29 protein-coding genes are annotated in these 15857 nt (G+C 56.2%); 21 read left to right on the top strand and 8 right to left on the bottom strand.

The genetic code is table 11. The features are described from left to right. Nucleotides 1–4: 4 nt before the first annotated feature. The 8 genes from BQ6873_RS07015 to BQ6873_RS06980 form a co-directional block, all read right to left on the bottom strand. A complete protein-coding gene (locus BQ6873_RS07015; protein WP_076592011.1) occupies nt 5–313 on the bottom strand; it encodes a hypothetical protein in 309 nt (102 codons plus the stop codon). After that, nucleotides 306–728: a hypothetical protein gene (locus BQ6873_RS07010; RefSeq protein WP_157889142.1), complete on the bottom strand. Its 423-nt coding sequence runs from the start codon at nt 726–728 to the stop codon at nt 306–308. The genes BQ6873_RS07015 and BQ6873_RS07010 overlap by 8 nt, the downstream gene beginning before the upstream one ends. Then, nucleotides 725–1339, bottom strand: a complete 615-nt coding sequence (locus BQ6873_RS07005; RefSeq protein WP_076592009.1) for a hypothetical protein — start codon at nt 1337–1339, stop codon at nt 725–727. The genes BQ6873_RS07010 and BQ6873_RS07005 overlap by 4 nt, the downstream gene beginning before the upstream one ends. Then, nucleotides 1336–1557: a hypothetical protein gene (locus BQ6873_RS07000; RefSeq protein WP_076592008.1), complete on the bottom strand. Its 222-nt coding sequence runs from the start codon at nt 1555–1557 to the stop codon at nt 1336–1338. Before BQ6873_RS07000 ends, BQ6873_RS07005 begins: the two co-directional genes overlap by 4 nt. Next, nucleotides 1554–1820, bottom strand: coding sequence for a hypothetical protein (locus BQ6873_RS06995; RefSeq protein WP_076592007.1), 267 nt, complete (start codon nt 1818–1820; stop codon nt 1554–1556). Before BQ6873_RS06995 ends, BQ6873_RS07000 begins: the two co-directional genes overlap by 4 nt. After that, complete coding sequence (locus tag BQ6873_RS06990; protein WP_076593988.1) at nt 1813–2340, bottom strand: lysozyme; 528 nt, start codon at nt 2338–2340, stop codon at nt 1813–1815. Before BQ6873_RS06990 ends, BQ6873_RS06995 begins: the two co-directional genes overlap by 8 nt. Before the next feature lie 178 nt (nt 2341–2518). Then, nucleotides 2519–2923, bottom strand: coding sequence for a hypothetical protein (locus BQ6873_RS06985; protein WP_076592006.1), 405 nt, complete (start codon nt 2921–2923; stop codon nt 2519–2521). A gap of 23 nt (nt 2924–2946) precedes the next feature. Beyond that, nucleotides 2947–3453, bottom strand: a complete 507-nt coding sequence (locus tag BQ6873_RS06980) for a helix-turn-helix domain-containing protein (protein WP_076592005.1) — start codon at nt 3451–3453, stop codon at nt 2947–2949. Nucleotides 3454–3569: 116 nt separating this feature from the next. On the opposite strand from BQ6873_RS06980, the gene BQ6873_RS06975 reads away from it, so the two are divergent. From BQ6873_RS06975 to BQ6873_RS06875, 21 genes are all read left to right on the top strand, one after another. Then, on the top strand, nt 3570–3758 hold the full coding sequence (locus tag BQ6873_RS06975) for a helix-turn-helix domain-containing protein (protein WP_076592004.1): 189 nt from the start codon (nt 3570–3572) through the stop codon (nt 3756–3758). Nucleotides 3759–3853: 95 nt separating this feature from the next. Then, nucleotides 3854–4075: a hypothetical protein gene (locus tag BQ6873_RS06970; protein ID WP_076592003.1), complete on the top strand. Its 222-nt coding sequence runs from the start codon at nt 3854–3856 to the stop codon at nt 4073–4075. After that, the gene (locus tag BQ6873_RS06965; RefSeq protein ID WP_076592002.1) at nt 4072–4383 is read left to right on the top strand and encodes an IclR family transcriptional regulator; all 312 of its coding nucleotides are present in this window, start codon (nt 4072–4074) and stop codon (nt 4381–4383) included. Before BQ6873_RS06970 ends, BQ6873_RS06965 begins: the two co-directional genes overlap by 4 nt. A 14-nt stretch (nt 4384–4397) precedes the next feature. Next, nucleotides 4398–5303 (top strand): hypothetical protein, encoded by a 906-nt coding sequence (locus BQ6873_RS06960; RefSeq protein WP_076592001.1) that lies wholly within the window; start codon nt 4398–4400, stop codon nt 5301–5303. 6 nt (nt 5304–5309) lie between these two features. Beyond that, on the top strand, nt 5310–7067 hold the full coding sequence (locus BQ6873_RS06955) for a DDE-type integrase/transposase/recombinase (RefSeq protein ID WP_076592000.1): 1758 nt from the start codon (nt 5310–5312) through the stop codon (nt 7065–7067). 35 nt (nt 7068–7102) lie between these two features. After that, the gene (locus tag BQ6873_RS06950; protein WP_076591999.1) at nt 7103–8287 is read left to right on the top strand and encodes an AAA family ATPase; all 1185 of its coding nucleotides are present in this window, start codon (nt 7103–7105) and stop codon (nt 8285–8287) included. Nucleotides 8288–8384: 97 nt separating this feature from the next. Then, nucleotides 8385–8597, top strand: coding sequence for a hypothetical protein (locus BQ6873_RS06945; RefSeq protein WP_076591998.1), 213 nt, complete (start codon nt 8385–8387; stop codon nt 8595–8597). Continuing rightward, nucleotides 8578–8886 carry a hypothetical protein gene (locus BQ6873_RS06940; protein ID WP_076591997.1) on the top strand — a complete coding sequence of 103 codons (309 nt, stop codon included), beginning with the start codon at nt 8578–8580 and terminating at the stop codon, nt 8884–8886. The genes BQ6873_RS06945 and BQ6873_RS06940 overlap by 20 nt, the downstream gene beginning before the upstream one ends. Beyond that, nucleotides 8886–9212 carry a hypothetical protein gene (locus BQ6873_RS06935; RefSeq protein ID WP_076591996.1) on the top strand — a complete coding sequence of 109 codons (327 nt, stop codon included), beginning with the start codon at nt 8886–8888 and terminating at the stop codon, nt 9210–9212. Before BQ6873_RS06940 ends, BQ6873_RS06935 begins: the two co-directional genes overlap by 1 nt. A 9-nt stretch (nt 9213–9221) precedes the next feature. After that, on the top strand, nt 9222–9677 hold the full coding sequence (locus BQ6873_RS06930; RefSeq protein WP_076591995.1) for a hypothetical protein: 456 nt from the start codon (nt 9222–9224) through the stop codon (nt 9675–9677). Between the two features lie 32 nt (nt 9678–9709). After that, complete coding sequence (locus tag BQ6873_RS06925) at nt 9710–10231, top strand: host-nuclease inhibitor Gam family protein (protein WP_076591994.1); 522 nt, start codon at nt 9710–9712, stop codon at nt 10229–10231. Next, the gene (locus BQ6873_RS06920; RefSeq protein ID WP_076591993.1) at nt 10228–10488 is read left to right on the top strand and encodes a hypothetical protein; all 261 of its coding nucleotides are present in this window, start codon (nt 10228–10230) and stop codon (nt 10486–10488) included. The genes BQ6873_RS06925 and BQ6873_RS06920 overlap by 4 nt, the downstream gene beginning before the upstream one ends. Next, nucleotides 10485–10886 (top strand): hypothetical protein, encoded by a 402-nt coding sequence (locus tag BQ6873_RS06915; protein ID WP_083664408.1) that lies wholly within the window; start codon nt 10485–10487, stop codon nt 10884–10886. The genes BQ6873_RS06920 and BQ6873_RS06915 overlap by 4 nt, the downstream gene beginning before the upstream one ends. 1 nt (nt 10887) lies before the next feature. Next, nucleotides 10888–11331: a hypothetical protein gene (locus BQ6873_RS06910; RefSeq protein WP_076591992.1), complete on the top strand. Its 444-nt coding sequence runs from the start codon at nt 10888–10890 to the stop codon at nt 11329–11331. Beyond that, complete coding sequence (locus BQ6873_RS06905) at nt 11324–12013, top strand: DUF2786 domain-containing protein (RefSeq protein WP_076591991.1); 690 nt, start codon at nt 11324–11326, stop codon at nt 12011–12013. The genes BQ6873_RS06910 and BQ6873_RS06905 overlap by 8 nt, the downstream gene beginning before the upstream one ends. Next, nucleotides 12010–12249 (top strand): hypothetical protein, encoded by a 240-nt coding sequence (locus BQ6873_RS06900; protein ID WP_076591990.1) that lies wholly within the window; start codon nt 12010–12012, stop codon nt 12247–12249. Before BQ6873_RS06905 ends, BQ6873_RS06900 begins: the two co-directional genes overlap by 4 nt. Continuing rightward, nucleotides 12246–12689: a gp16 family protein gene (locus tag BQ6873_RS06895; protein ID WP_076591989.1), complete on the top strand. Its 444-nt coding sequence runs from the start codon at nt 12246–12248 to the stop codon at nt 12687–12689. Before BQ6873_RS06900 ends, BQ6873_RS06895 begins: the two co-directional genes overlap by 4 nt. Next, nucleotides 12682–13056 carry a Mor transcription activator family protein gene (locus tag BQ6873_RS06890; RefSeq protein ID WP_076591988.1) on the top strand — a complete coding sequence of 125 codons (375 nt, stop codon included), beginning with the start codon at nt 12682–12684 and terminating at the stop codon, nt 13054–13056. The genes BQ6873_RS06895 and BQ6873_RS06890 overlap by 8 nt, the downstream gene beginning before the upstream one ends. Nucleotides 13057–13307: 251 nt before the next feature. Then, nucleotides 13308–14435 (top strand): hypothetical protein, encoded by a 1128-nt coding sequence (locus BQ6873_RS06885; RefSeq protein WP_076591987.1) that lies wholly within the window; start codon nt 13308–13310, stop codon nt 14433–14435. A gap of 43 nt (nt 14436–14478) precedes the next feature. Then, nucleotides 14479–14826, top strand: a complete 348-nt coding sequence (locus tag BQ6873_RS06880) for a capsid cement protein (protein WP_076591986.1) — start codon at nt 14479–14481, stop codon at nt 14824–14826. Nucleotides 14827–14886: 60 nt separating this feature from the next. Further along, nucleotides 14887–15810 (top strand): major capsid protein, encoded by a 924-nt coding sequence (locus tag BQ6873_RS06875; protein WP_076591985.1) that lies wholly within the window; start codon nt 14887–14889, stop codon nt 15808–15810. The last annotated feature ends 47 nt before the right edge of the window (nt 15811–15857 follow it).

Genomic DNA, 15857 nt, shown 5'->3' with positions numbered 1-15857 from the left:
TCGATCACCAGTATTTTTCTGGCCGCGCAATGCCCGGATCACAGTCGATTGTGTACTCGACGAGGTCTACTCCATGCCGAGATAGCTTTGCGTGCCACTGCAGGCTCTTACGCCCGCTCAGCTCGACCAAGTTGCGCGCCTCCAGGTAGTCCAGCTCGCGACGCAGCTCTTGCTGCGTTACAGGAACCGAATCCTGCAACGCGCTGATGATGAGGGCTTCGCCCGCGCCGATCGGGCGTGAACATTGCAGGCACTGCAAAATCATCCAGCGGTGCGTCTCCCGGCGCGCCTTATCGAGGTCAAGCTTAATCATTTTTATTTCCCCTTAAATACGCATGGATGGTATTCGCAAGTCCGTCAAACTTAGCGTGCAATGTGGTCTCTGATCTGATCGCATCTTCTCGCTTGACATATTTATCAGGTAGCTCCGCTTTCATTTCGAGCAGGTTTCGCTCGGATTGTTTTTGGGTCGCTTCCAGTAGCAAGAAACGCGCGTCGCTCCGCGCATCAGATTCAGCGCGTGATTTTTCGATCTGCTCAAATCGATCGTTGCTCCGCGTATCAGATTCAGCACGCGACTTTTCGAGCAGATCAAATCTCAGCGACAGGCTGTTGTTGAACTGGCGCACCGTCAACATAATCACGCCCCAGAACGCGCTGACCAGCGTGAATACAAGCCCCAACAATTTCCAGATATCCAAATCAATCACCATTGAAGTGTTCATCATTTCTGCCCTTCGATAAACACCGTGTGGTTGAGCAGCGCATCTACTTGTTTTTCGAGTTTTCGGCAGTAGGCTCCGTACTCGTTGTGGTGGGTGAGGATGTCGGCAGCTTTGACTTCGCTGCGGCCAAAGGCATCGGGCGCGCATGACGGGTTGTCATCTCCGCCGACAGCGGTGCCGTCTTCTGCGAAGCCGTAGCCGATGGCCGTGTTGTAGTCGCACACCCAGCCATTAGTGACAATCCAACCAGGCACAGGAGTGAGTTCAGCTTTTGGCGCTGCACGGTAGAGAGTTGAAACATCATTCGCCCTTTCATTTAATTTTTTAGTCTGAACATCGATCACCCGATTCGCCGTGACCAACTGCTTCGACAGAGTCAGCACATTTGCGGCTTCGCTGTCCAGCTTGGCTTTCGCTTCTGCGTCGGCCTCACTCTGCGCCAGTAATCGCGCAGCGGCATCGCTGGCGTTCTGAAGCTTGTGCATGTTGTCAGCGCGTACAAAACCTTCGGCGTCGAACTTTGCCTCGTATCGGTTCAAGGCCCAATGCGCGGCCACCGCAATGACCGCCAGTACGCCGATCCACAGCGCCCATTTTTGAAACCGCGCGATCACTTGGTCACCTCGCTAGATTGACCGGGCAATTTCGTGCACAGGCCTTGCGTCGAAATGAAGCGCATGGCCAGATTGATGATCGGCAAACCGAACGCGGCGAGTTGATATTTGTCGTCCGGCAGCAGCCCGCGCAGTTTTTCCACGTTCGCCTCGGCCAGTAATAAAACCGTCACGATAAAGTTGAACCAAACGACTTTTGATTTCCACCATTTCTTCATCGCGCACCTCTCGATGCCGCTTTATGACGCTGGCGATTGCGATGTTTGACGGCGACACGCTTCATGTGCGCAACGGACACAGACGCACCGCGTGTACCGACTAGCGCGGCGGCATTTGGAAGAACGCGGTCATTAAAAAAACCGCGTTTGACTTTGCTTGAGATTGACGGCCGCATACGCAGCTCACGTACCGGTATTGCGCCGCCCGAAAATGCGCCGAGCATCACGGCAGCGGCTAGAAAGCTACGACGGATGCTAGACATTTTTCACCCCCAAGAAAAGCGCGCGCTCGTCTTCGCGACGGGCTACGAGGCCCCTCGCAACTTTCAGACAGCCGCAGCTCGGATCGCGGTATTTATTCCAGCGCGGGAATTCGTTGGCCGCGCCTTTTTTGTCGCCGGCGTTCAGCTTGCGCAGTAATGTGGAATCGGCGAAATCACCAGGCACGCCGTCAGCTTTGCCAAGCCCGATATTGAGGGTGAGGCTTACCAGCGCATCGAACTCGTTTTGTGTGAGTTCAACTTTGACCAGGCGTTTGATGCCGTTCTCGAATCTAAGATTGTCCTGGGCAAGCAGCTTGTCCGCCGTGATCTCGTCGATCTCAACGTTGTGCATATAGTCGCCAGTTGACAGGATGACGTGGCCCCAGCCGATTGTTGGCTTGCCGGCGTCGCACAAATATTTTCGCTTAGCGAATCCTTGCGGGGAGATTTTTGGCGGGCCTTTTTCATACCGTTTTTCAACGGCAAGGCCTGCTGGTGAAATGCGTAGGTGGTCGTTCAAGCGCGTCTCGCAACGTGGCGACGGCACTTGATCTTGCGGGCTGCAAGAAGATGGAAGTGCTCGTCATGGCGCGAGATTACGCGCGCGCGTGACGAGGGATAACTAAAACGTTTTAGTTATTGGTACTAGGCGACAGAGAATTCGCCTAATAGATTTTGGTTTCAGGATTAAGCGGTTTCTATAACTCTTTTGACGCGGTCCGCCTGCATGCTTGCACGTCACCGGTATATATTTTCTTCGCGCTCTTCAAATATGAAGCTCGCCATTCGGTTCGCTCTTTCAAGGATTCAACCAGATAAGGTCGGAAAGATTGCAGGGCGTCAAGGCAAGAGCCGTATCTTGCTGTCGGCGCGTCCTTAAAAGTCTGCTGATCTTTAAAACCTGCCTCGAGCCGGTCCAGTGTCGGCAGGTAGGCTTTGCCCGCATCCATTCGTCCTTCCGAAATTGCCTTGTGAGCCGAGCTGATCGACTTCACAACCGCCTGGGCATTTTCTCGGGATTGCGCTGCGTCCCAAAGGATCGGCGCGCCTTGAGCATTCAGTGACCCCGTGGCCAAAACTGCCGCTATCAAAAATATTCTCATTCTATTTTCTCCATGTAACGCGTTCACTTATTCTTGCGCCCCGACTGCGCGGCCAATGCGGCCATGCGGTCAATCGTGTGTTTATCTTCGGCCCCGGCCGTACGGTAGTTATCAAGTAAAGCCATTTCATCAGGCAGCAGGCCTTTGCTTGGCAGCCTGTCCTTAAAACGTTCGAGTAGTTGATCCGCAGATAGTTGTTCTTCAAACGCGGTCGATTGCATATCCATCAGAAGACCATGACTTACTGAAGTAAAGCGTAGCGCAATTTCAACAGCCGCGTCCGTCGCTTTTCTAATTTTCGCAAACGCGATATCTGTCTTAAATACCGGCCCGGCTTTCGTCACCAACCATTCGGGGCTAACGTGGAATATATCCACCAATGCCTTTGATACGTCGGCGGGCATTTTCTTAATCTTGCCGCGCTGAATATCTTTCAAACGTTGGACTTCCACGCCTAGCTTTTCTGCTAGGTCGCTCTGCCGAATATCTAGTGCTCGCATCAATAAATCGAGTTGTTCTGTGGCATTCATATGTAAGTGGACAATCCGCAAAAATATGCTTTACAAGGTGGATAATATCCACCATAATCAAAGCTAATCAATTGAAATCAATTTAATAAGTGTACGCGATGCCAAGGAAAAAACATATGAGCGGAGAAGACGTGAAGCGTAATTTGCGTTCGCGCGGCGTCACGCTGACTGCGTGGGCGCTAGAACACGGGTTCCCTTACCCCATCGTCAGCGGAGTAGTTCGCGGCGTCATCAAGGGAAATTTCGGCGTAGCGCACGACGTTGCAGTTGCGCTCGGGATGAAAACGGAAGAGGCCGAATCGTGAGAGCGATGCGGCAACTAAATTACGCCGTCCGCCTCGGCTTAAAAGAAGGCGAAATCACCACCTCGGTTCACAAAGTAATTTAAGGAGCAACTCGCATGCATCTGTACAAGATCACGGCAACATTCCCGGCACCAGAGCGGGGCAATCAATTCAAAGAAGCGACTGCGGTTTATCGCGGCATCGTCGGCGAAAGCGACCCGGAAGCCCTGGTCAAGGCGCACGCCCGCCACGTACGCGACGGCCATTCGTTAACGGGCGCCAGCTTCAAGATCAACGAACGCAAACTCGTCGTGCCACCCGCAATGGCGGCCGTATGAGTAAGGCGGCCGACTACACCAACGAAGCCCAGCAACGCCTGCTCAAGGTTGTGATGCTGCTTGGCGAAGACGTCATCACCGGCCTTGCACCGGCGCAGATTGCCAAGGCGCTCAACGTGCCGGCGTCCTATGTGACCCGCGACCTGGACAACCTAAAAACCGCAGGCTGGGCCGTCTATCAAGAAGAAACCGGACGCTGGCTGCTCGGCACCAAGCCGGGCGCGCTCGGCGTCAACGTCATGTCATCTATCGACCGCGCCACGCGCAAGGTTGAAGAAGCACGCAATCGATTCTCACGCAGCAACTAACAGGGGAAACAAAAATGGCACGTAAAGAAAAAGCAGCAGTAGCAAGCCAGGACAGCGCAGACCACGCAGCGCTGGCGCAAGGCACGCAATCACTTGTCGAGGTTTCCGCAAACGCGGCGGCCGTATCTGAACTGATCGGTTACACGCTGCCGTACGACCGCGATCGCATTGTGCAAGAAGCGAAGTTTTACCTGGTGCATTCAACCGAAGCAATGCTGGAAGCAGGCAAGCGCTTTTTGCTGCTCAAGGAGAACGAAAACCACGGCGCCTTTCTGGAAGTCGTCCAAGACCAGCTAGGGATGGACGTGCGCCTGGTGCAGAAGATGATGCAGGCCGCCGCCAAGTATCTGAGCAACCCGGCAATTGCGTCAAATGCGAAAGCGCTTTCGTATTTGGGCAAAACCAAATTGTACGAACTGATGGTGATGGACGACGAAACCATTGCCGAAATCGCCGCAGGCGGCACCATCAACGGCTTGAATCTGGACGCTATCGACCAGATGACCACCCGCGAATTGAAGGAAGCATTGCGCGAAGCCAACGCAACGCAAGAAGCCACCGAGCGCGTGCTGGCCGGTAAAAACAAAAAGATTGACCAGGTCGAACGCTTGCTGGAACGCCGCAAGGCCGAGACGCCAGAGGCGGAATGGGAGTGGGCGCCGTTCCGCAAGTCGGCAATTGACGCCGGTGAGCAGTTAGCCAGTTTCATCCAGACCGAACTGCGCAAAGCGTTCCTGGATATTCAAGAGCACGGCGACCAAGGCAGCGGCGTACCTGAGGATGTGGACGCGGTACGCGAGGCCGTACTCGTCGGCGTCATGAAATCACTGGTGGCTATCCAGAACGACTTCGGTATTCACGTCGATCTGGACGGCGTTGTGACGCCGGCCTGGATGCCCGGTCAAACGCAACAAGGCTAACCCACCATGAGCAACGATCTCGCCATTCAGGATACGCTGCGCGCCCTCGGCCGGGCGCTGCAGTCGGCCAAGCACGGCACGGGCACGCCGCTGGTTGAGCGCGCCGCGAAGGACTTGTCCGTGTCGAAAGCCACGATCTTTCGCAAGCTCAAGGAATTGGGCTTCGACTTCGGCCGCAAGCAGCGCACGGACAAGGGCGACAGCAGCTTGACCCGCGAAGAGGCGCAGACCATATCGGCCTACCTGATGGCGGGCACCCGCGCCACCGGCAAGCGCATCGTCAGCATCGAGCAGGCCTTGGTCGATTTGCGCGCCAACAGCATGATCAAGGCGCAGTCAATCAGCGCCGATGGCGAGATCACATTCTTGACGCCGAACACAGTCAACCGCGTCATGCGTGAGCTGGGTCTGCACCCCGACCAACTCAAGCGGCCGTCGCCGCACGTTGAGCTGGCCAGCCTGCACCCGAATCACGCCTGGCAGATTGACGCGTCTGTTTGTGTGCTTTTTTACCTGCCGAAACAAGGCATGAAGGTAATGAGCGACAAGGAGTTCTACAAAAACAAGCCCCAGAATTTCAAGAAAATTGAGAACGACCGCGTCATCCGCTACACCTGCACTGATCACACGACCGGCACGGTGCAAGTGCGGTATTACGCGGGCGCAGAAACCGGCATCAATTTGGCCGACTTCTTCATCCACTGCATCCAGCAGAAAGAAAGTAATCAGGAGCCTATCCACGGTGTCCCGTTCATCCTCATGGACGACGCGGGCAGCGCGAACACCAGCCATTTGTTTAACAACTTGCTGGACCGGCTGGGCGTTCGCCACATCACGCATGCACCAGGTAACCCGCGCGCGTCAGGCTCGGTCGAGCGCGCACAGAATTTGGTCGAGTGTTATTTCGAGTCCCGCCTGGGCGTTGGCAAGCCGGTGCAATCGCTAGACGAGCTCAACGCTCTGGCCGATGTGTGGGCGCGTTGGTTTAACTCGGCGCGTAAGCACACCCGCCACGGCCATACGCGTTACGCCTTGTGGCAAACCATCAACGCAACGCAACTGCGCGTCGCGCCTTCGCGTGAGATATGCCAGTTGCTGTTATCCACCAGGCCGGAAACCCGCGTTGTCGATGACAGCCTGCGTATCAGTTACGCGATGAAAGGCCAGCCGTCGTTCAAGTACTCGGTGGCGCATGTGCCGAATGTCCTGATCGGGGAAAAGCTGACCGTCTGCATCAACCCGTACTCGGTCCCCGCGATCAACGTGATCGAGGTCGGCGCGGACGGCAAGGAAATCTTCTTCGAGTGCCAGCCGCTGGCGGTCAACGATTACGGCTACACCGAGGCGGCGGTCGTTATCGGCGAGGCGCACAAGTCTGTCGCCGATACGCGGTCCGATACCGCGCGCAAAGCCGGCCAGATGGAAGCCTACGGCGTCGAAACACTGGAAGCGGTCGATGCCAAGAAGCGCGCGAAGGTTCGCCCGTTCGCCGATGTCGACGCGATCACGCATCTCAAGACCGCCACTGTCGCCACCTATATGACCCGCAGCGGCACCGACATGGATATCGCCAGCCCACAAGTTGAATCGAAGCCGTGGTCGCACACCAAGGCAGCAACCGCCCTGGTGCGTCGCGGTGTGGTGATGACGCCGGAGCGCAACCGATTGATCAAGCAGTGGTACCCGGACGGCGTGCAGGAATCAGAGATCGACACGCTCGAACAACGCCTGGTCGCAAGACCCAACCTGCGCGCAGTTTCATAACGCCGTAACTCAGCCTTAACTCAGGAGCAACCCGAATGAAAGCACTACTGCAAAAACTGAACAAATCACAGAACGATCTGGCGCGTTACTGCGTCGCCAGTTCGGCCACGATCTCGCTGATCGTCACGCACGACATCTGGCCAAAACGCAAACCAGAAATCTACCGCGAAAAGATTGTCGAGTTCCTCGGCCTCTATGGCGCGACACCGGAGGAAACCATCGAAGCATTGACATTCAAAAAGCCTGTTGAAGGCGAAGCAGCGCCAAAAATAAAAAGCAAGAAATCACCGAAACCAACCCAGCCAGAACCGGAGGAAACCATGTTATTGCAAAACGTAACGCTCACACCGCAGGCGCGCAAGCACTTCGGACTTGTCACCAACCCGTTCGCCGAGGATTTGCACAGCGTCGAAGACGTGTTCCTGTCGCCTGACATTCGCTATGTCCGCGAGGCGATGTGGGATGTCGCCAAGAACGGCGGCTTCTGCGCACTGATCGGCGAGTCCGGCAGCGGCAAAAGCACACTGCGCGAAGAGATGGTAGATCGCATCAAGCGCGAAGGCGCAAAGGTCATCGTTGCCGAGCCGTACGTGCTGGCAATGGAAGTCAACGATGAAAAAGGCAAGACGCTCAAGTCGTCGCAAATTGCAGAGCATCTGATCCGCTCGATCGACCCGTCAGAGACGCCAAAGAATCAGCCGCAAGCGCGCTTCGAGCAGTTGCACCGATTGCTGGTGTCATCGCGTGAAAACGGATACACCCACGTTCTGCTGATCGAAGAGGCGCACTGCCTGCCGACCGCAACACTCAAGCACTTGAAACGGTTCCGCGAATTGAAAGACGGCTTCCACCGCCTGCTTGGCATCCAATTGATCGGCCAGCCGGAGCTGGGCATCAAACTTTCTGCGCACAGCCCGGAAGTTCGAGAGGTGGCGCAGCGCTGCGAGATCGTCCAACTGGAGCCGCTTGACCGCCACCTGGAAGGTTACATCACGCACAAGCTGCAGCGAGTCGGCAAGAAGCTGCTCGATGTATTCGATGCTGACGCAGTGGACGCGATCCGCTCCAAATTGACACAGTCGGCACGCGGCCGTCCTAACGAAACCAAATCCATCTGCTACCCGCTGGTTGTCAACAACCTGATCGCGCGCGCCATGAACAACGCCGCCGCGATCGCGGAGCCAAAGGTCACCGCCGAACTCGTCATGGAGGCCGTGTGATCGTATTCGGCATCGCCGGTCTCGCCTTGCTGTTTTTTGGCGACGCCGGCATGGGCCTTTTTTTACTGGCAATTCATTTTGTGACGGGAGATTAACGATGTCGTCCATTCAAAACGGCCAGAGCGTAGTGGCATTTCGCCAAGCCACACCGATTTGCGGCAACTGCAAGTTCGAGAAGCGCGCGCGCAATGAACGCCAGGACAAAACCGAACGCACTTGTGGCAAGCACGGCTGGTACGTGTTCATGAGCGCGACCTGCAACAGCCATCAATACAGGGAAAGGAATTCAAATGCCGTTACCAACACTTGATTTTGAAATGATGTTCCAGCGTCTGCGCGGCCGTACATATCGCAAGTTCCACGCGCTACGTTATCGCTGGTCATGCGTTCGCGCCAAACACGATCTGCGCTATTTGAAATTATTCGGGCGCCTGCGCGCAAAGTATTCGCCGGAGGAAAACGTCGCTTATCGCCTGATGTGGGCCGTGGCCATTGGCGGTTTGCTGGTGGTGCTGCTTCTCGACACCGGCGTCATCGACCCGGCGATGCTCTACCTGCCTGTCGACGCGGGTATTTCGTCGGCACGGAGCGCCGCCTAATGCGCGCCGCTGGCCATCACCAGTTGCTAGAAATCCTGTCACGCAGTCACATCGGTGGCAGTAACAGTATCGGCGGCCCGGCCTTGGCCAGCCAGCTTGGCGTCAAGCCGCGCACGGTCCGCGCAATGGTGCTGAAGCTACGCGAGAACGCGATCGCTGTTTGCGGCAGCCCAGAGATCGGCTACTTCATCGCAGAGACGCCGGAAGAAGTAGACGCCACTTGCAAGCTGCTCGAACAGCACGGCCTGCACCAACTTCATGTCGCATCGCGTATGCGAAAAACCACGCTGCCGGAATTGCTCGGCCAGCTTCACCTCAACACCTAAGGCAACAACATGCAAACGACAACCGAAACCATTCTGCACCTGGCGAAAATACGCCCTGGCATTACCGCAGACGAGATCGAAAGCGAAACTGGCATCGACGTAGATCGTATTCAGAGCCATCTCAACGATCTGGCCAACAAGGGCCAGCTCCTTGCCGCTAAGGTTCCCGCGTCTGGCGGCGGCAAGAAAATGGTCTACAGCCTCAACCCGACTTATCTGGGCTGGCGCGAACCCGGATCGACGCAAAAAGACCAGGTCGAAATCCCTCGCTTTGCCGGCCCGAAATCTCCCGTCGCCGGTGACATCGTCAAGCTTGACGACGATGTTATGTCGTCGCTGTCAGTCGGCGGTTTCCAGATTACAGAGTGGAAGGCAGGAAATATTTCGCTGTCCGCCAACAACCGCACAGTCGAACTGGCGGCCGATCAATCCAGAGCACTTCGCGCATTCATCGCGCTCACTTAATCCATCACCACCAACCGTTTAAGGAAATCAGCATGGCCAGCAAACAACGTATGAAAGCAGCCGCATCACAATGGGTTGCGCAATCACAGGATGACGCCGCGTCGACAATTCGCTTGATTGGTGAAGTCGGCCGCGATGTATCGCGCCTGACCGCCAACATGAATGACGAGATCGCGGCAGTAACGCAGAAGTACCAGGAGCTGATCGCGCCCAAGCAGGAACGCCTGGTATCGATGCAGAGCGGCGTGCAAGTATGGTGCGAAGCCAACCGTGACAAGCTGACCAACAGCGGTAAGACCAAGTCGGCCAACCTCATCACCGGCAACATCATGTGGCGACAGCGCCCGCCGTCGGTCACGATTCGCGGTGCCGACAGCGTGATCGAAACACTCAAGAAACTGGCGCTGGGCCGCTTCGTCCGTACCAAGGATGAGATCAACAAGGACGCCATTCTCAACGAGCAGGACGCGGTGCGCGGGATCGCTGGCATCAGCATCGTGACTGGTGTCGAAGATTTTGTCATCGAGCCTTTCGAGCAAGAGGCCACGCAATGACCGGCGCAAAACAAATTGCCGTCGGCGATGCGGTCACGTTCACCTGGTACAAGGAAGTGACCCGCGCCCGGTCGTGCAATATCAACTTCTCAACGCGTACCGGCACGGTGCTGGAAATGAGCGACGACATTGCCATCGTCAAAACCAAATCCGGCGCGCGTCACAAAGTTAATGTCGCCGACCTGCGCTTGGTCGGCGAACGATCGGCACTTACGGACGCAGTCATGAGCGGCTTGACCGGGGAGAAATCGCAATGATCCGCCTGCTGAATTTCCAATCGCCGTTCGTGCCGATGATCGAAGCCGGACAGAAACCGCACACGATCCGTGCGTTCCGTACTGACGGCAAAGACCCGGAGCCAGGCGACACGCTGCATCTGTATTACGGCCTGCGCACCAAGTCCGTCCGCCTACTGGCCGCAGAGCCTTGCCAGTACGCCACCGAGATCATGATTCAGCCAAGTGCCGGCAACGTGTATCACGTCCTGCTCGGTGGCCGTCCGCTGGAGCAGTATGAGATCGAGCAACTCGCGCGCAATGACGGCTTCACGGACGCGTCGCAATTCATGCGCTACTTCGAGAGCCAACACACACTGCCTTTCAAAGGCCTGCTGATCGGCTGGAATCCGATTCCCGTTTATGCTACCAAACACTGACATGAAAAATAACGAAATCATTGACGCCAATAAGATCGATGCCGAACGCCTGCGTTTCTTGATCAACCAGGATATCGAAAACAACTTTCCGCGCTCCGGGCTTTTCATCGGCCGTATTCCTTCCAATGAAGTGCTGACCGGATTAGAGGCGCTTGAGGCGATTGACGAAGTGCGTAACTATGACAGTGCCAATTCTCCTGCAGTCGACTATGCACGTGAGGCGCTGTTGTTTCGGGCGTTCATTGACGCGACTATTGCGGACGGTGCCGAACGCCCATTGACACCGCTTCAAGCGGCTATCAAGGCCGCGTTCAAACAGTTTGAACCGACATGTGTCGCCGATGTTTTAGATTGCATCAGCCGCGCCTTTCAACCGTTTCTATCGTCGAGCCATATCGTTGACGCCAATAAAAAGGTCGGCCTTACCGAGCACAATCATGGATAAAGAATCCGCCCTGGCTAAAATCCTCAAGTGCCTGCGTCTGTCGAAGTCAGCCAACGAACACGAGGCCGCAACCGCATTGCGCCAGGCACAAGCGCTCATGCGTCAGCATCGGCTGGACGCGACTGACCTGCTGGCCTTCAGCGTGTCGGAAGCCGCAGCAAAATCCGGCGCCCGCGCCAAGCCGGTCGCGTGGGAGTGCGCGCTGGCAAATTTAACGTCGGACGCATTCGGCTGCCAGATTGTTTTCACGAGTGACTTCCAAAGCGGCTACTGGAAATTCATCGGCGTAGGCGCGAATCCTCAAGTCGCAAAATACGCGTTTGAGGTATTGCTGCGGCAGGTCAAGAAAAGCCGTTCGGAATTCGCCAAGCGGGAATGCAAGCGCTTGGTGCCGGCCAGCCGCACACGTCGTGCTGATCTGTTCTGCGACGCGTGGGTTCATGCTGTGGAAGCGAAGCTGTCCGCATTTTCGGGAGCCGAGAATGACGCGCCTGCCATCGCGGCATATTTGACCAGGACTTATCCAGCGCTGAAACAACTGGCAACGCGGGACCGCAACGCCGATAGAAATCTGCGCGACAAAGATTGGGACGCTGTAGAAGCCGGCCGCGCTTCCGGCCGCAATGCCGAACTCAATCGCGGCGTCGGTGGCCAAGCCGAACAGAAACGGATCGGCGCATGAAACATAACTTCCAAGTAGGGCAAAAGGTGCGAGTGCTTGAAGTTATCGTCGAATACCCAAGCGGCGATACACCTGGAGGCGTTTGCGCCGAGGTCGGTGACATTGTGATCGTTAGAAAGTTATTCAGTGGAGAACTCGCCTACTCGATCGGTGTGTCGCATGAAGGCCGCAGCGACGGAATGACATTCGTCGTTGCGCCAAAAGAAATCGAGCTTGTCACTGAGGGCGATCAATGAAACCCGCCAACGCCGACGACATCAAGAAGCGCGAGATCCGTTTGATCAAGATCGCGCAGCGCGAGTTGAACATGGAAGACAGCGCCTACCGCGATCTGCTGTGGGCGTTGGCGCGCGTGAAGTCGGCGACCGATCTGGACTGGACCGGCCGCAAGAAGGTGCTCGACCACTTCAAGGCGTGCGGCTTCAAGGTAAAGAGTAGCCCGGCCAACAAGAGCGCCAACGATGCGGAGTATCGCAAGGTGCGCGTGCTGTGGACAGAGCTGCACAAGCTCGGCGCGATCGCGCACGATACCGACCACGCGGTCCGCGCCTATGTCGAGCGCATGACGAAGAAATCGGACTTCGCATTCGTGAACAGTTTTCAGTCTCAGACGGTTATCGAGAGTTTGAAAAAATGGATTGCCCGCGTAGAGAAGAAGGAGAAAACAAATGTCTGATACCAGCTCGTTGATGATCGACGATTCCTACCCAGAGTTGCTGGCCGATATCGCGCGTGAGGTGTACTCGCATCTGAAGGTGCACCCGAAGATCAAGCTTCAGCACCAGGACGCGGCCGAGATCGCCATGTCGGTTAGCGAACACGTCCGCAAGAATATCGGCGGCGTTGGTTTGTATTTGCCGAAAGGCGTGCATTACGAAGCAAGCCTGCGCGAACAAGAAATTTATAAGGACTTCAAGGGCGACAACTTCCACATCCTCGTGCGAAAATACGGCCTTACCGAAATGCGCATCCGGCAGATCGTTACCAAGGTCGGCAATTACGAACGCGCAAAGCGCCAACAGAATTTATTCGCGACCGAATAAAACGGCTTCTAAGGCGTTTAAGCAGCGCTCGACCTAAGAAGCCGCGCAAAATTAAATTGAACGTCGCCTGCGGCGTTTATAAACGGTTGTAAATCGCAACACATGCCTTACTCCTCGGCACTTTCTTGAGAATCAGAAAGATTCGCCCGACTTCTCCCTAATTTCCTTGCAGCCGCAGATGCGAAAGCGCCTTCGCAATTACTAAAACGTTTTAGTAAGTTCGGCGTCGCGCGATGCGGATACTGCGCTGCATGGATACCAAAACAACCCCGGCTACCAAGCCAATCGAGATTTTCAAGCCAGGCAGTTATGTCGCGATGAACGGCAAGCGGTACACGTACACCGCCGCCGATGTCGCCGATATGGCCGCTTCCTACGATCCGAAGCTTGCGGACGCGCCGTTTGTTGTCGGCCACCCGAAGCTCACCTCGCCGCGATACGGCCACGCCGCCAGGCTGTTTATCAACGATGCCGGTGTGTTGTGTGCCGAAGGCGCGGACGTAGCGCCAGAGTTTGCACAAGCCGTCGCCGACAAGCATTACCCAAAGGTCTCGGCATCGATCTATGAGCCAGACGCCGCAGGCAACCCGTCACCAGGCAAACACTACATCCGCCATATCGGCTTTCTCGGCGGCGTCGCGCCGGCCGTCAAAGGCTTGGCATCGGTTGAATTTTCAGAAGGCGAAGAAGGCATCGCAGACTTTGCGTATGAAGATCGCCTGGTCGTTCGCATGTTCCGCAGCCTGCGTGAATTCATGATTGAAACCTTCGGCGTTGAAAAAACAGATCGCGTATTGCCGAACTGGGATATCGAATCGCTGGAGTCCAGCGCCACCCGCGATGAAATCGAGGGCGACACCGTTCGCTCCTTTGCAGCCCCAATTATTCAACAGGAGAATCAAGTGACTACTGAAGCACAAAAAGCGCTCGAAGCGCGCGAACAAACGGTCGCAACCCGCGAAGCCGAATTAGTAAAGCAGCTGGCAGCGTTAAAGAAAACTCAGCACGCAGATTTTGCTGAAACGCTTGTGGCCGGCGGCTTGCTGCTGCCGGCTCACAAAGATGCGGTGGTGGAAATCATCGCCCAACTGGACGCCGCCGATCAAGTCGCAGATTTTGCTGAAGGCACCGAGCACCACGGCAAGACAGGCGCGGCGCTGTTTAAAGAATTCTTGAGCGTACAACCGAAGCAAGTGGAATTCAGCCGCGTCAGCAAGGCCGGTGGTGACGGCGCAGGCGTTGCCGAATTCGCCGCGCCGGCTGGCCAAGAGGTCGATCAAGAAGGACTGCTGCAACTGGGCAAGATCAACGCCTACATGGACGCGCATCCAGGTACTTCGTTTATCGCCGCCGCAACCGCAGTCGAAGCCGCAGCCTAATCGCGGAATAGTTTCAAACCATTTCAACGAACAGGAGCAGGACATGAGCAAACAGGGAATTTCGTTACTTACCAAATCAGTGATCGCCAGCGCGGCCTTGATCGCACACCGCGCGGTCACGGCAGCCGGTGCACACGCGGCGGCAGACATTTACGGCGTGGCCAACACATCCGGCGCTATCGGTGATGTGGTGCCGGTCGACGTGATCGGCACTACGCCAATGGAAGCCGGCGCGGCAATTCCTGTCGGCACCAAATACGTTATTGCGGACGGCGTGGGCCGCGCAATTGTCGGCGGTACCGCCGCAGCTTGCCTGGGCCGTTTGGTGCCAGGCGAATCAGCGAGTGCCGCAGGGCAGTTTGTCGAAGTCTTGCTGACCCCGGCCGTATAACGCGGCCCGGCTCGCGGATCAAACGCAATTTCAATCACAGTAATTTAGGAGAGCAGTCTCATGATGAATAACCAGCAAGTGCGGGTCATTGACCCAATTTTATCCACCTTCGTTCGCGGCTACACCAACAACGAATATGTCGGTCAACTGCTGTTTCCAAACGTTGACGTAAGCGCTTCCGGCGGCCAAGTTATCGAATTCGGCAAAGAAGGTTTTATGTTGTACGCCACGCAGCGTGCTCCAGGCAGCAGTACTGCTCGTATGGAGTTCGGCTACTTGGGCAAGCCTTACGCCGTAGAAAACCACGGGCTCGAGGCGCTGGTGCCAGACGAAAACGATCGTGACGCATCCGTTGTGCCAGGTATCAGCTTGTCGCAGGAAGCCGTGGGCCTGGTGTTCGACTCGATGCAACTGCGCCTGGAATATCAACGCGCAATGACGGCTCGTAACGCTGCAAACTACGCGGCGTCTAACAAGGTCGCGTTGTCTGGCGCCACGCTTTGGAGCGCGACGACAAGCACCCCGAAATTGGACGTCACGGCGGGTATTGCCGCAATCCGCGCATCGACCGGCAAAAAGCCTAACGTCATGATCCTGCCGCCTATGGGCATCTCGAAGCTGGACCGTCACGCGGATGTTCGTGATCGTCTGAAGTTCACCAGCTCACAATCGGTTACTGCGCAAGCGCTGGCTAACTACTTTGAAGTCGAAACAGTTGTCGAAGGCAACGCGGTCTACTCGCCAGACGCTTCGACACTGGTTGACGTGTGGGGCAATGACATCGTGCTGGCATACGTGCCGACGAATTTCCGCACGCTGCGCGCGCCGTCTTTCGGCTACACATACCAGCTCAAGGGCCACCCGAACGTCAAGCAACCATACCGCGATGAAAACCGCGATTCATGGGTCTATGGCGTGAAGCATGAGCGCGTCCCGGTCATTGCCGGCGCAGGCGCCGGTTACTTGATCCAAAACGCGTTCTAAGAAATAGCCCACCGCCCGAAGAGCTAAAGGCGGCCTCGAATTGTCGG

Source organism: Herminiimonas arsenitoxidans, from assembly GCF_900130075.1.
GTDB lineage: Bacteria > Pseudomonadota > Gammaproteobacteria > Burkholderiales > Burkholderiaceae_D > Oxalicibacterium > Oxalicibacterium arsenitoxidans.
Note: the sequence above shows the minus strand (reverse complement) of the source record. Positions and strands in the feature narration are given on the sequence as shown.